We start from the raw sequence: 12,480 nt of genomic DNA, 5'->3' as shown, positions 1-12,480 counted from the left end.
CGTGGTGCTGGAGAACATTTCCCGGCACATCGAAGACGGCCAGCCGCCCATGAAGGCGGCCTTCCTGGGTGCCAAGGAAGTCGGCTTCACCTTGCTGTCGATGAACGTCTCGCTGGTGGCGGTGTTCGTTTCCATCCTGTTCATGGGCGGCATCGTGCGCAACCTGTTCCAGGAATTTTCCATCACTTTGGCGGCGGCAATCATCGTGTCGCTGGTGGTGTCGTTGACCCTTACGCCGATGCTCTGCGCGCGCTGGCTCAGGCCGCACAACGCCGAGCAGACCCGCCTGCAACGCTGGAGCGACAAGCTCCACCTGCGCATGGTCGACGCCTATGACCGCAGCCTGGGTTGGGCCCTGCGCCACAAGCGCCTGACCCTGTTCAGCCTGCTGGCGACCATTGGCCTGAATATCGCGTTGTATGTGGTGGTGCCCAAGACGCTGATGCCTCAGCAGGACACCGGCCAACTGATGGGCTTTATCCGCGGTGACGATGGCCTGTCGTTCAGCGTGATGCAGCCGAAGATGGAAACCTACCGTCGCGCCTTGCTCGCCGACCCCGCGGTGCAGAGCGTTGCCGGCTTCATCGGCGGCAACAGCGGCACCAACAATGCCATGATACTGGTGCGCCTGAAGCCGATCAGCGAGCGCAAGCTGGACGCGCAAAAAGTGATCGAGCGCCTGCGCAAAGAGATGCCCAAGGTGCCGGGTGGGCGGCTGTTCCTGATGGCCGACCAGGACTTGCAATTGGGGGGCGGCGGGCGTGACCAGACCTCGTCGCAGTACCTGTACACCCTGCAAAGCGGCGACCTGGCGGCGTTGCGCGAGTGGTTCCCGAAGGTGGTGGCGGCGCTGCGCGCGCTGCCGCAGCTGACTGCCATCGACGCCCGCGATGGGGGTGGCACCCAGCAGGTGACGCTGGTGGTGGACCGCGACCAGGCCAAGCGGCTGGGGATCGACATGGACATGGTCACCACGGTGCTGAACAACGCCTACAGCCAGCGCCAGATTTCCACCATCTACGACAGCCTCAACCAGTACCAGGTGGTGCTGGAAATCAACCCGAAATACGCCTGGGACCCCAGTACCCTCGAACAAGTGCAGGTGATCACCGCGGACGGTGCCCGGGTGCCGTTGTCGACCATCGCCCACTACGAAAATACCCTGGCCAACGACAGGGTCAGCCACGAAGGCCAGTTCGCTGCCGAAGACATCGCCTTCGACATTGCCGAAGGCTATAGCCCCGACCAGGCCTTGGCCGCAGTGGAGCGGGCAGTGGCGGCCCTGGGCCTGCCGGAGGGGGTGATCGCCAAGCTCGGCGGTAGCGCCGATGCCTTTGCCAAGACCCAGCAGGGCCAGCCGTTCATGATCCTGGGTGCATTGCTGCTGGTGTACCTGGTGCTGGGTATTCTGTATGAAAGCTACATTCACCCGCTGACCATTCTCTCCACGTTGCCGTCGGCCGGCGTCGGGGCCTTGCTGGCGCTGTACCTGACCGGTGGCGAGTTCAGCCTGATCTCGCTGCTGGGGTTGTTCCTGCTGATTGGTGTGGTGAAGAAGAACGCCATCCTGATGATCGACCTGGCCCTGCAGCTTGAGCGTCATCAGGGCCTGTCTCCGGAGGAGTCGATTCGCCGCGCGTGCCTGCTGCGCCTGCGGCCCATCCTGATGACCACCTTGGCGGCCATCCTCGGTGCCTTGCCGCTGCTGCTGAGCCAGGCCGAAGGCGCCGAAATGCGCCAGCCGCTGGGCCTGACCATCATCGGTGGCCTGGTGTTCAGCCAGATCCTGACCCTTTACACGACGCCGGTGGTCTATCTGTACCTCGACCGCCTGCGCCACCGCTTCAACCGTTGGCGCGGTGTGCGCACCGACGCCGCCATGGAAACCCCGCTATGACATTTGCCCACTCCCCACTGCATCGTGGCCTGCAGGCGTTGACCCGCGGGCGTGGCTCGCGCCTGCTCAGCGCCGGGATGTGCGTGGCCATGCTCAGTGCCTGCACCCTGAGCCCGGACTACCAGCGCCCGGCGCTGGACAGCACGGCGGCGCAGTTCAAACACGCCGAGGGCTGGACCCAGGCCACACCGTCCGATGCCATCGCCCGTGGCGCCTGGTGGGAAATCTATGGCGACGCCGGGCTCAATGCGCTGGTCGAGGAACTGAACCGCAGCAACCAGACCGTGGCGCAGTCCGAAGCCCAGTACCGCCAGGCCCAGGCGCTGGTGCGCAGCAGCCGTGCGTCGCTGTTCCCCAGCCTTGACCTGAGCGCCAGCAAGAACCGCTCGGCGCAGGGTACTGGCAGCTCCAGCTCCAGCCTGTCCAACAACAGCAGCGGCATACGCGACACCTACAATGCGCAGTTGGGCGTGAGCTGGGAAATCGACCTGTGGGGCAAGTTGCGGGAAACCCTGAGTGCCAACCAGGCCAGTGCCCAAGCCAGCCTCGCCGACCTCGCCTCGATCCGCTTGAGCCAGCAATCGGAACTGGTGCAGAACTACCTGCAACTGCGGGTGATCGACGAGCAGAAGCGCTTGCTCGAGGCGACCGTGGCCGCTTACCAGCGTTCGTTGCGGATGAATGAAAACCAGTACCGCGCCGGCGTTGCCGGCCCCGATGCGGTTGCCCAGGCGCGCACCCAGCTGAAAAGCACCCAGGCTGACCTGATCGACCTGATCTGGCAGCGTGCGCAGTTCGAGAACGCCATTGCGGTGTTGCTGGGCAAGCCCCCGGCCGACTTCAACCTGGCCGACAGCAAGGCTATCCCCGCGCTGCCGCGCATTCCGGTGTCACTGCCTTCGCAATTGCTCGAGCGTCGGCCAGACATTGCTGCGGCCGAGCGCAATGTAATGGCTGCCAACGCCAATATCGGCGTGGCGCGGGCGGCGTACTTCCCGGACCTCAGCCTGAGCATGAATGGGGGGTATTCCAGCAGCAGTTTCAACAACTGGATCGAATTGCCCAACCGCTACTGGTCGGTGGGGCCGCAACTGGCGCTGACCCTGTTCGACGCCGGCAAGCGCAGCGCCGAGGTTGACCGCACCGTGGCAGTGTATGACCAGACCGTGGCGCAGTACCGGCAGACCGTGCTGGACAGCTTCAAGGAAGTGGAAAACCTGCTGGTGCAGTTGAAGGTCTACGGTGATGAAGCGGTGGTGCGCCAGGAGGCGCTGGATGCCGCCCGTGAGTCGCTGCGCCTGACCGAAAACCAGTACCGCGCAGGCTTGATCGGTTACCTGGACGTCGTCAACGTGCAGGCCACGGCGCTGAGTAACGAGCGCAGTGTGCTGAACCTGCTGCAAGGGCGCTTGGTGGCCAGTGTGCAACTGGTGGCCGCGCTAGGCGGTGGCTGGGATGCCGGGCAGGCGTTTGCCGAGCAGGATTGACGGCACCGCCCAGTGCGGCCATTGACCTGGCAGATGAGCCCGCATTGCTCAATTACCTGGTGAGTGGCGCCCGGCACTGAGCGCCACCGGCGTGGCCCCCGGTCAGCTATTCCAGTCCGGGGCAAAGGGCGGGCTGACCACACGCTGGTCTTTCGGTAGTTCGGCAATCGCAGCGCGGTCCTCGTCATCCAGTTGCAGGTTCAGCGCCGCCAGGTTGGCCAACTGGTTTTCGCGGCTGCTGGCCTTGGGGATCGCCGCCACACCGTCCTGGTCCAGTAACCATTTGAGCGCCACCTGGCTGGGCAGTACGCCGTGCTTGCCGGCAATCGCCTGGATCACCGGGTGCGCTGCCGCCTGGCCGCGGGCCAGCGGGGTATAGGCGGTGAGCAGCAGATCATGGCTACGGGCGTAATCGAGCAGCGGCTGCTGGCCGAGCAGCACGTGGTACTCCACCTGGATCGCCGACAACGGCGCCCCGTGCTGTTCCACGACCTCGCGTAGCAAGCCCAAGGGGAAGTTGGCCACACCAATGTGGCGTGCCTTGCCTTCTTCACGCAGGGCTACCAAGGTCTCGATACTGCGGGCCAGGTCTTCATGCTGGCCGGGCCAGTGAATATGGAACAGGTCCACCTGCTCGGTACCCAGTGCCCGCAGGCTGGCTTCCAGCGACGCGCGCATGGCCTTGGGTTGCAGCCGGTCCCACCAGACTTTGGTGGTCAGGTGGACCTGCTCGCGCGGGACGTCGCTGTCGCGCAGGGCCTGGCCGACGGCGGCTTCGTTCTCGTAGGCGGTGGCCGTGTCGATGTGCCGGTAGCCTAACTCCAATGCCTGGCGCACGGCCTGGGTGCACGCGCTGCCGGTCATTGGCCAGGTGCCCAGGCCCAGGGCAGGCAGTTTCAGGCCGTTACGGGTTGTGAGCCTTTGCATGTCAATTCCTTTTACAGTGTGCCGGGTGAGGCCCCATGGTCGATGATCACTGCGGCACGGGCCATGCGCGCGGCGCGCAAAGTGGTCGATCAGCGAACGGAAAATGCGTTCGGCCCCGGCCTGGGGCAAATGAACTTCCTTATGTTGCGGCATCTCTTCTAGAATCCCAGCTGTTGCATCCGCCAGGCTCCGCCTGCGCGGTCATCCCCCTGGCGCGGCCTACGGCGGCGTCGTCATCGAGAGAGCCATGAGTTCCAGTACACCGTTGTCCGGCGTCAACAAACCCTTGCGTGGCATCGCCCTGGTGGTGGTTGCGACGTTCCTGTTCGCCAGCCACGATGCCTTGTCCAAATTCCTCGGCGGCCTGTACCCGATCGTGATGGTGGTATGGGCGCGCTATGTGGTGCATACCCTGCTGATGGCCGGCATTTTCCTGCCCAAGGCCGGCCTGAACGTCCTGCGTACCCGCCGCCCGCTGTTGCAGACCCTGCGTGCCCTGAGCCTGCTGAGCACCAGCCTGCTGTTCACCACGGGCTTGCAGTACCTGCCACTGGCCGAGGCAACGGCGGTCAACTTCCTGGCCCCGGTGCTGGTCACCGCACTGTCGGCGCCATTGCTCAAAGAGCGGGTTACCGTGGCGCAGTGGGTGGCGGTGGTGCTGGGTTTCATCGGCGTGCTGGTGGTGGTGCACCCGGGTGGGGCCATGTTTACCCCGGCGATTCTGTACCCTTTCGGCTCGGCGTTGGGCTTCTGCTTCTATCAGTTGCTGACGCGTATCCTGGCCGCGCATGACAGCCCCACCACCAGCAACTTCTATGCGGGGCTGTGCAATACGCTGGCGATGAGTGCGCTGGTGCCGTTCTTCTGGGAAGTGCCGCGCTGGGACCATGCCTTGCTGATGTTGGCGCTGGGCGGTTTCGGCATGACCGCGCACCTGTTGCTGACCCAGGCATTCCGCCATGCGGCACCCGCGTTGCTGGCACCGTTCAGCTATTGCCAGATCGTGTTCGCCGGCTTGCTTGGCTTGGTGGTGTACAGCCAGGTACCGGATACCTTGAGCCTGGTGGGTATCGCGGTGATCTGCCTCAGCGGCCTGGGGGCGGCGTGGATGCAGCGGGGCAAGTAAGCCTGGCCATCGTCAAGGCTGGCTGGCCATGAACTGCATGATGCGCTCGCGCAGCCAGCGCTCGGCCGGGTCGTTGTCCTGGGCGCCACTCCAGACCATCGACAGTTCGGCCTCGGTGATCTCGAACGGTGCAGGGTCGGCGCGTAGACAACTGTCCTCGACCAGTGCACAGGCAGCGTAATCAGGTACCGTGGCGATCAGTTCGGTGTTGCGCAGCAGGGCGCGCAGGCTGCCGAACTGCGGCACGGCCAGCACCACTTTGCGGGATCGACCGATCCGCGCCAGGTCGAGGTCGATGTTGCCGCTCATGTCACCGGAAAACGACACCATCACATGCGGCCGGGCACAGTATTCGTCGAGTGTCAGCGGCCCCGGCCGATCGTCGGCGCGCAGCACCCGCACGCCGATATCGCGCAGCTTGCGGCGCTTGGCGGTTGCCGGCAGGTCGGTGGTGTAGCTCACCCCCACCGAGATCTCCCCGCTGGCCAGCAAGCCCGGCATCAACAGAAAGTTGGCCCGCCGGACCACCACGCTGATGTCCGGCGCTTCTTCACGCAGGGCCTGCAGCAAGGCCGGAAACAGGCCGAACTCGGCATCGTCCGAAAGCCCCAGGCGGAAGACGTTGCAACTGCTGGCCGGGTCGAACTCGCGGGCGCGGCTGATGGCCGCGGAAATCACATCCATGGCCGGGCCCAGCTCCGCGAAGATCTGCATCGCCCGTGGCGTGGGCTCCATGGCGCGCCCGTTGCGGATCAGCAGGGGGTCGTCGAACAGTTCGCGCAGGCGGGCGAGGGCGGCGCTGACGGTGGACTGGGTGATGAACAGCTTTTCACCGACGCGGGTGAGGTTGCGTTCGATCATCAAGGCTTCGAACAGCACCAGCAGGTTCATGTCGACGCGGCGCAGGTCGTTGCGGTTCATGAGGCTTGGGTTCCGGAGCTAAGGGTTTTGCGCTGTATTGAAGCATGGGCCGCCGCGTCGTGCCTTGTATGGATGTGCCGGCGGCCTGGTGGCTGACGCTGCGGCGCAGAAAGAGCCAACCTATCGCGGCCAAACAGCCGCTCTATTAGACCTGCGCTCAGGCTCGGCTAGTCTTTCTCCTGGCCCCGCGAATTCCGCGCACCGGTGGGGGCAGCACCCCCGTGCAAGACCGCACCCACCTGTTGTGACAGCTTCGCAAGCCCCCGTTTACACCTGATCAGGCAAGGCACGCGCGCCTGCTCGGCTGAGCGAACATCTGGCACAGACCGGAAATCTGGATAATCGACCTAAAGGTACCCGCAGATGTCGAATGAATCGAAATGCCCGTTCCATCAAACCGCAGGTGGCGGCACCACCAACCGTGACTGGTGGCCTGACCAGCTCAACCTCAGAATTCTGCACCAGCACTCGTCCAAGTCTGACCCGATGGACCCGGACTTCGACTATGCCAAGGCCTTCAAAAGCTTGGATTTCCAGGCCCTGAAGCAAGACCTGACCGCGTTGATGACCGATTCGCAGGACTGGTGGCCGGCCGATTTCGGCCACTACGGCCCGCTGTTCATCCGCATGGCCTGGCACAGCGCCGGCACCTACCGCATTGCCGATGGCCGCGGTGGCGCAGGCTCTGGCCAGCAACGCTTCGCACCGCTCAACAGCTGGCCAGACAACGTCAGCCTGGACAAGGCCCGGCGCCTGCTGTGGCCGATCAAGCAAAAGTATGGCAACAAGATTTCCTGGGCCGACCTGATCGTGCTCACGGGCAATGTGGCGCTGGAGTCGATGGGCTTCAAGACCTTCGGCTTCTCTGGCGGCCGCGCCGATGTGTGGGAGCCGGACGAAGATGTCTACTGGGGCTCGGAAAAGGTCTGGCTGGGTGGCGATACCCGCTATGGCAAGGAGCAGGTCAAGGCCCAGCCGCCCGGGCAAGGGGACCTGGTGGCAGAGCCCGCCAAGCACCCGCAGGAACAAAGCCGAGACCTCGGTGGCGAGCGTAACCTCGAAAACCCGCTGGCCGCCGTGCAGATGGGCCTGATCTACGTGAACCCGGAAGGGCCGGAGGGCAACCCCGACCCGGTCGCCTCGGGCAGGGACATCCGTGAAACCTTTGGCCGCATGGCCATGAACGATGAAGAAACCGTGGCGCTGATCGCCGGCGGCCATGCCTTCGGCAAGACCCACGGTGCCGGCCCGGCCGACAATGTCGGCCCCGAGCCGGAAGCCGCTGGGCTGGAGCTGCAGGGCCTGGGCTGGGCCAACAGGTTGGGTACCGGCAAAGGCGGCGACACCATCACCAGCGGCCTTGAAGTGACCTGGACTTCGACGCCGACGAAGTGGAGCAACGAGTACCTGAACAACCTGTTCGACTTCGAGTGGGAGCTGACCAAAAGCCCCGCAGGTGCCCACCAGTGGACACCGAAAGAAGGCAAAGGCGCGGGCACCGTACCGGATGCCCACGACCCGGCCAAACGCCACGCGCCGTCGATGCTCACGTCTGACCTGGCGCTGCGCTTCGACCCGGTCTATGGGCCTATCGCCAAGCGCTTCAAGGACAACCCTGAGCAACTGGCAGATGCTTTCGCCCGCGCCTGGTACAAGCTGATCCACCGCGACATGGGCCCGCTGGCGCGCTACCTGGGCCCGGAAATGCCCAATGAAGAGCTGCTGTGGCAAGACCCGATCCCGCCAGTCGACCACCCGCTGGTGGGCGAGCAGGACATTGCCGCGCTCAAGGCCAAGGTGCTGGCCACGGGCCTGAGCGTGGGCGAGCTGGTGGCCACGGCCTGGGCTGCAGCATCGACCTTCCGGGGCTCTGACAAGCGCGGCGGTGCCAACGGTGGTCGTTTGCGCCTGGCACCGCAAAAAGACTGGGTGGCCAACCAGGGCACCGGCAAGGTCGTTGCCGCGCTTGAGCACATCCAGGCCGAGTTCGCTGCCAGCGGCAAGCACATTTCCCTGGCCGACTTGATCGTGCTGGCCGGTGCCGCTGCCGTGGAGAAGGCCGCCAAGGACGCCGGTCATGACCTGAGCGTGGCGTTTCGCCCGGGCCGTGCCGATGCTACGCAGGCACAGACCGACGTGGAATCGTTCGCCGTGCTGGAGCCGCTGGCGGATGGTTTCCGAAATTTCAGCAAGGGCCGCTACAGCGTCAAAGCCGAGAAGTTGTTGCTGGACAAGGCGCAGCTGTTGACCTTGACCGCGCCGGAAATGACCGTGCTGATCGGCGGGCTGCGCGTGTTGGGTGCCAACCATGCGGGGAGTCAACAGGGCGTGTTCACCGACAAGGTCGGTACCCTGAGCAACGATTTCTTCCGCAACCTGCTGGACATGGGCGTGGAGTGGAAGCCGACTTCGGCAGACAACGAAGCGTTCGAAGGCCGCGACCGCAAGAGCGGGCAAGTGAAATGGAGCGCAAGCCGCGTTGACCTGGTGTTTGGGTCGCATGCGCAATTGCGGGCGTTGAGCGAGGTGTACGGCAGCAGTGATGGCGGCGCCAAGTTCGCGCGCGATTTCGTTGCCGCCTGGGAGAAGGTCATGGAACTGGACCGTTTTGACCTGAAGTGAGGAACCTGCGGGGGCTGCCGGGCAGCCCCCGTTGCCATTGGCGATCCCGCCAATTCCAGGTCGGATAGATACAAAAGTGCCCTTGTCGGTTCTGTTGCAATGCTTCTCAGGCGGCCGGCCTGAACAGCGTGCTCACAACGACAAGGAAACCCGACCATGCAAATGCCCAAGACCCTGAAAATCCGCAACGGCAACAAGGTGCAGCCGACCTTTTCTGCCCAGGAATATGCCGCCCGCCACGCCCGGCTGCGGGCGTACATGGCGGAACACGACATCGAAGCGGCCATTTTCACCTCGTACCACAACGTCAACTACTACAGCGACTTCCTCTATTGCTCGTTCGGCCGCCCCTATGCGCTGGTCGTTACCCAGGACAAGGTTGTCTCGGTCAGCGCCAATATCGATGGCGGGCAACCGTGGCGGCGTACGGTCGGTACCGACAACATCGTCTACACCGACTGGCAACGTGACAACTACTTCGTCGCGATCCAGCAGGCGTTGCCCCTGGCCTCGCGCATCGGGGTGGAGTACGACCACCTCAACCTGCAGAACCACGCCAAGTTCGCGGCCTGCTATCCGAAAGCCGAACTGGTGGATATTGGCGCACCCTGCATGCGCATGCGCATGATCAAGTCGGCCGAGGAACAGGCGCTGATCCGCCACGGTGCGCAGGTAGCCGATATCGGCGGGGCTGCGGTGGTCGAGGCACTGCGCGACCAGGTGCCAGAGTACGAGGTGGCGCTGCACGCGACCCAGGCGATGGTGCGCGAGATTGCCCGACGCTTCCCGGATGCCGAACTGATGGACACCTGGACCTGGTTCCAGTCCGGGCTCAACACCGACGGTGCACACAACCCGGTCACCAGCCGCCGGGTCGGCAAGGGGGAGATCCTGAGCCTCAACTGCTTCCCGATGATCGCCGGTTACTACACCGCACTGGAGCGTACGCTGTTCCTCGACCACTGCCCGGAGGCGCACTTGCGGCTATGGCAGGCCAACGTCGAGGTGCACGAAGCCGGGCTGAAACTGGTGCGCCCAGGCATGCGCTGCAGCGACATTGCCCGTGAACTGAATGACATTTTCCTGCGCCATGACCTGCTGCAATACCGCACCTTCGGCTATGGCCACTCATTCGGCACCTTGAGCCATTACTACGGCCGCGAGGCCGGGCTTGAACTGCGTGAAGACATCGACACAGTGCTGGAGCCGGGGATGGTGGTGTCGATCGAGCCGATGATCATGCTGCCCGAAGGGCGGCCTGGGGCCGGTGGCTATCGCGAGCATGACATCCTAATCGTCAACGACAGCGGTGCCGAAAACATCACCCGGTTCCCGTATGGGCCGGAGCACAACATCATTCGCAAATAAGACTGATGCCGGCTTCATCGCCGGCACCCCAGCGCCCTGTGGGCGCCGGTGTGTCGGCGCCAAAGCCACTACACACAACAACAATATCCCGTATGACCACCACACCCTGCCTCCAATTAGAACAACCATGGGGTACCCGTCATGTCCAGCACCACCCTTGACCCATCCGCCGTCGCTGGCGTTTCGCACAGCGCCGAACGCCAAGCCCTGCGCAGGGCTGCCCGGGCCAGTTTCATGGGCAACTTCGTCGAATGGTTCGACTACGCAGCCTATGGCTACCTGGCCACCATCATCGCCGCCACCTTCTTCCCGCAGGCCGACAAGGCCACCGGCCTGTTGGCAACCTTTGCAGTGTTCGCCCTGTCGTTTCTGGTACGCCCATTGGGCGGCATCGTCTGGGGCCATTTCGGCGACCGGTATGGCCGGCGCACGGCGCTGTCGTGGTCGATCCTGATCATGTCGCTGTCCACCTTCTGCATCGGCTTGCTACCCGGTTACGCCCAGATCGGTCTATGGGCGCCGGCGCTGCTGTTGTTGATTCGCCTGGTGCAGGGGTTTTCCGCTTCGGGTGAGTATGCTGGTGCAGCAGCGTTCCTGGCCGAGTACGCGCCGCCGGGCCGGCGTGGCTTGTACACCAGCATTGTGCCGGCCAGTACCGCGGCGGGCCTGTTGTTCGGGGCAGCGTTCGTCGCGCTGTTGCATGAAGGGCTCAGCAGTGAAGCCTTGCACAGCTGGGGCTGGCGCCTGCCGTTCCTGCTGGCGGCGCCATTTGGCCTGGTGGGGCGCTATATCCGCATCAGCTTGCAGGACACGCCCAAGTTCCTGGAAATGGAGCAGCGCCTGGAAAACAAGGCCGGCATGGCTCCGGCGCCCTTGCGCGAACTGCTCGGCCAGCATCGCCGCAGCCTGGCTATCGGCATGGGGGTTACCTGCCTCAACGCGGTGGCGTTCTATTTGCTGCTCAGCTACATGCCGACCTATCTGTCCACTGAAATGGGCATGAGCGAGCGGGATTCATTCATTGCGTCGACGGTGTCGCTGGCCACCTATATCGGCCTTGTTTTCCTGATGGGGCGGCTGTCTGACCTGTTTGGACGCAAGACCATGCTGGTGGTGGCATCGCTGTTGTTCCTTGGCCTGACCGTGCCGCTGTTCAGCCTGCTGGACGGGCAACCGCTGCTGGTGATCCTGGCGATTCAGATCCTGTTCGGTGCGATGCTGGCGATGAACGACGGGACCTTGCCGTGCCTACTGGCAGAGCTGTTTCCCACGCGGGTGCGCTTCAGCGGTTTTGCTTTGAGCTTCAATGCGGCCAATGCGCTGTTTGGCGGCACTGCACCGTTCATTGCCACTTGGCTGATCCAGGTGACCGGCAGCAAACTGGCGCCGGCGGGTTACTTGCTGGCAGCGGCACTGGTGGCGCTGGTGGCCATGCTGATGTGCCGGGAAACAGTCCACGCTGCGCTGGAAGATTGAATCACCTGGCCCCCACATCGCGCAAAGGGTGCGAACCTGACCTAGCCCATGACCCCGGTCAGTGCAACGAGGCCTGCCGCCGCTCGCCCAGTGGTGACAAGCCGAAGAACCGGCTGTAGCTCTTGGAGAAATGCGCTGGCGAACTGAACCCGCACGCCACCGCCACTTCGCGCACCTGCACATCGCTGCGCAGCAGCAGCTCCCGTGCGTGCGACAGGCGCAGTTCCAGGTAGTACTGGCTGGGGGTGCGTTGCAGGTATTTGTGGAACAGCCTTTCGAGCTGGCGCACGGTCACCTCGTTGAGGCTGGCCAGCTCTTCGAGGGGCAGCGGTTCCTCGAGGTTGGCCTCCATGATCGCCACCACCTGGCTGAGTTTGGGCTGGGCACTGCCGAGCAGGGTGCGCAACGGCACCCGTTGGCGGTCGCGCTCGCCACGCACGCGATCGCACAGCAGCAGTTCTGCCGCCTTGGCGGCGATAGCCTGGCCACCGGGCTCGCGGGCTACCAGTTGCAGCATCATGTCCATCGCCGCCACCCCGCCCGAGCAGGTAAAACGGTCGCGGTCCAGCTCGAACAGCTGGCTGGAGATGACAATGCCGGGAAAGTGCGCTTGCAGGGTTGGCAAGTCTTCCCAGTGGATGGTACAGCGGTAGCCG

9 protein-coding genes are annotated in these 12,480 nt (G+C 64.2%); 6 read left to right on the top strand and 3 right to left on the bottom strand.

All coding sequences use genetic code 11. From position 1 onward, the window contains the following. Together APH30_RS22350 and APH30_RS22345 are read left to right on the top strand one after the other, a co-directional pair. The coding region (locus tag APH30_RS22350) for an efflux RND transporter permease subunit (protein WP_156326610.1) at positions 1 to 1,897 on the top strand (1,897 nt) is incomplete at its 5' end. Beyond that, positions 1,894 to 3,384, top strand: coding sequence for an efflux transporter outer membrane subunit (locus APH30_RS22345; RefSeq protein WP_054913792.1), 1,491 nt, complete (start codon positions 1,894 to 1,896; stop codon positions 3,382 to 3,384). The genes APH30_RS22350 and APH30_RS22345, both read left to right, overlap by 4 nt. 102 nt (positions 3,385 to 3,486) lie before the next feature. On the opposite strand, the gene APH30_RS22340 is transcribed toward APH30_RS22345, so the two are convergent. Further along, positions 3,487 to 4,311, bottom strand: coding sequence for an aldo/keto reductase (locus tag APH30_RS22340; protein ID WP_054913791.1), 825 nt, complete (start codon positions 4,309 to 4,311; stop codon positions 3,487 to 3,489). 247 nt (positions 4,312 to 4,558) lie between these two features. On the opposite strand from APH30_RS22340, the gene APH30_RS22335 reads away from it, so the two are divergent. Then, positions 4,559 to 5,437 (top strand): DMT family transporter, encoded by an 879-nt coding sequence (locus APH30_RS22335; RefSeq protein ID WP_009682408.1) that lies wholly within the window; start codon positions 4,559 to 4,561, stop codon positions 5,435 to 5,437. Positions 5,438 to 5,449: 12 nt separating this feature from the next. Here the strand turns inward: APH30_RS22335 and APH30_RS22330 are convergent, their stop codons facing one another. Continuing rightward, positions 5,450 to 6,358 (bottom strand): LysR family transcriptional regulator, encoded by a 909-nt coding sequence (locus APH30_RS22330; RefSeq protein ID WP_054913790.1) that lies wholly within the window; start codon positions 6,356 to 6,358, stop codon positions 5,450 to 5,452. A gap of 363 nt (positions 6,359 to 6,721) precedes the next feature. On the opposite strand from APH30_RS22330, the gene katG reads away from it, so the two are divergent. The 3 genes from katG to APH30_RS22315 all read left to right on the top strand — a co-directional run bounded on the left by katG (position 6,722) and on the right by APH30_RS22315 (position 11,824). Next, positions 6,722 to 8,980 carry a catalase/peroxidase HPI gene (katG, locus tag APH30_RS22325; protein WP_054913789.1) on the top strand — a complete coding sequence of 753 codons (2,259 nt, stop codon included), beginning with the start codon at positions 6,722 to 6,724 and terminating at the stop codon, positions 8,978 to 8,980. 156 nt (positions 8,981 to 9,136) lie between these two features. Further along, a complete protein-coding gene (locus APH30_RS22320) occupies positions 9,137 to 10,348 on the top strand; it encodes a M24 family metallopeptidase (RefSeq protein ID WP_029886918.1) in 1,212 nt (403 codons plus the stop codon). Positions 10,349 to 10,489: 141 nt separating this feature from the next. Then, the gene (locus APH30_RS22315) at positions 10,490 to 11,824 is read left to right on the top strand and encodes an MFS transporter (protein WP_054913788.1); all 1,335 of its coding nucleotides are present in this window, start codon (positions 10,490 to 10,492) and stop codon (positions 11,822 to 11,824) included. Positions 11,825 to 11,882: 58 nt separating this feature from the next. On the opposite strand, the gene APH30_RS22310 is transcribed toward APH30_RS22315, so the two are convergent. Then, positions 11,883 to 12,480 (bottom strand): GlxA family transcriptional regulator (locus APH30_RS22310; RefSeq protein ID WP_156326608.1); only part of this gene is annotated, 598 nt, incomplete at its 5' end.

The sequence above is a fragment of the Pseudomonas sp. NBRC 111127 genome (assembly GCF_001320345.1).
Lineage (GTDB): Bacteria > Pseudomonadota > Gammaproteobacteria > Pseudomonadales > Pseudomonadaceae > Aquipseudomonas > Aquipseudomonas juntendi.
Note: the sequence above shows the minus strand (reverse complement) of the source record. Positions and strands in the feature narration are given on the sequence as shown.

Bases quoted from the DNA above. Each gene is read 5' to 3' on its own strand.
- katG (WP_054913789.1), top strand. From the start codon at position 6,722: ATGTCGAATGAATCGAAATGCCCGTTCCATCAAACCGCAGGTGGCGGC.
- APH30_RS22320 (WP_029886918.1), top strand. From the start codon at position 9,137: ATGCAAATGCCCAAGACCCTGAAAATCCGCAACGGCAACAAGGTGCAG.
- APH30_RS22345 (WP_054913792.1), top strand. From the start codon at position 1,894: ATGACATTTGCCCACTCCCCACTGCATCGTGGCCTGCAGGCGTTGACC.
- APH30_RS22315 (WP_054913788.1), top strand. From the start codon at position 10,490: ATGTCCAGCACCACCCTTGACCCATCCGCCGTCGCTGGCGTTTCGCAC.
- APH30_RS22340 (WP_054913791.1), bottom strand. From the start codon at position 4,311: ATGCAAAGGCTCACAACCCGTAACGGCCTGAAACTGCCTGCCCTGGGC.
- APH30_RS22330 (WP_054913790.1), bottom strand. From the start codon at position 6,358: ATGAACCGCAACGACCTGCGCCGCGTCGACATGAACCTGCTGGTGCTG.
- APH30_RS22335 (WP_009682408.1), top strand. From the start codon at position 4,559: ATGAGTTCCAGTACACCGTTGTCCGGCGTCAACAAACCCTTGCGTGGC.